Genomic DNA, 1,077 nt, shown 5'->3' on the forward strand with positions numbered 1-1,077 from the left:
GGTAGGGCATACCGGAACTCACGCTTGGGGAGAGATTCCCTCTGGCTTGGTTGGATACGTCCTGCCAAGTTAAGGAAACTCGTTGAACCAAGAATCCCTCGCTTTTAGCGATGGGAGTGTCAATTTTGCCCCTGATAATCAAACCGTCGTCAGTGGGGGTGATGATGGCACTATTAAGGTGTGGAATGGCTCAACAGGGCAGGAATTGCGCACCCTCACCGGGCATTCTGACGAAATTTTGAGCCTTGATATCAGTGCTGATGGGACAACGTTGGCCAGTAGCAGTAAAGATAACACCATTCGCCTCTGGAACATTAACACCGGAGAAACTATCCGCACCCTCACCGGACATCAAGATTTTGTGGAAAGTGTAGCCATTAGTGGCGATGGTCAAAAGGTCGCTAGTGCTAGTTATGATGGCACTGTGAGGATTTGGAATGCTGCCACAGGGCAACAACTCCAGACTCTGCGCGGTCATGATGGTATTGTACTAGCCGTGGATATTAGCCCAGATGGTCGTCGGGTGGCGAGTGGGGGGGTTGATGGTACGATTCGGCTGTGGAATCCTGACACTGGACAGGCAATCTTCACCCTAGACGCTCATGGTAGCGATGTGAATTGGGTTGCGTTTAGCCCGGATAGTCAACTGTTGGCGAGTGCGAGTCGGGATGCAACGGTGAAGTTGTGGAACTTGAGCGCGGAAACCCTGTTAAGGAGCTTTACGGGACATACGGGGGAGGTGTTCACGGTTGCCTATCATCGCAATGAGCAACTGTTAGCCAGTGCCGGGCGCGATCGCACTATCCGAGTCTGGAATCTCAATTCTGGAGACGAAATCGCCGCACTAACGGGACATACAGAATGGATCTACAACCTAGATTTTAGTGCTAATGGTCAGCAGTTAGTGAGTGGGGGGATGGATGGCATCGTCAAACTCTGGCAATTAACCATTAACAATTAACAATCCCGACTCCCCATTCCCCCTCTCCCCTGCGAAGAGAGAAGTGAGAATTATTACCAACTCCCGACTCCCGACTCTCCCCTGCTCCCCCGCTCCCCTGCCCCCCTGCTCCCCCG

The 1,077-nt window shown here is 52.5% G+C and carries 1 protein-coding gene; it reads left to right on the forward strand.

All coding sequences use genetic code 11. From position 1 onward, the window contains the following. Positions 1 to 82: 82 nt before the first annotated feature. Positions 83 to 961 (forward strand): WD40 repeat domain-containing protein, encoded by an 879-nt coding sequence (locus tag K4A83_RS22720; RefSeq protein ID WP_265267002.1) that lies wholly within the window; start codon positions 83 to 85, stop codon positions 959 to 961. Positions 962 to 1,077: the final 116 nt, after the last annotated feature.

Origin of the sequence: Spirulina subsalsa FACHB-351 (assembly GCF_026130165.1) — a bacterium.
Classification (GTDB): Bacteria; Cyanobacteriota; Cyanobacteriia; order Cyanobacteriales; family Spirulinaceae; genus Spirulina_A; species Spirulina_A subsalsa_A.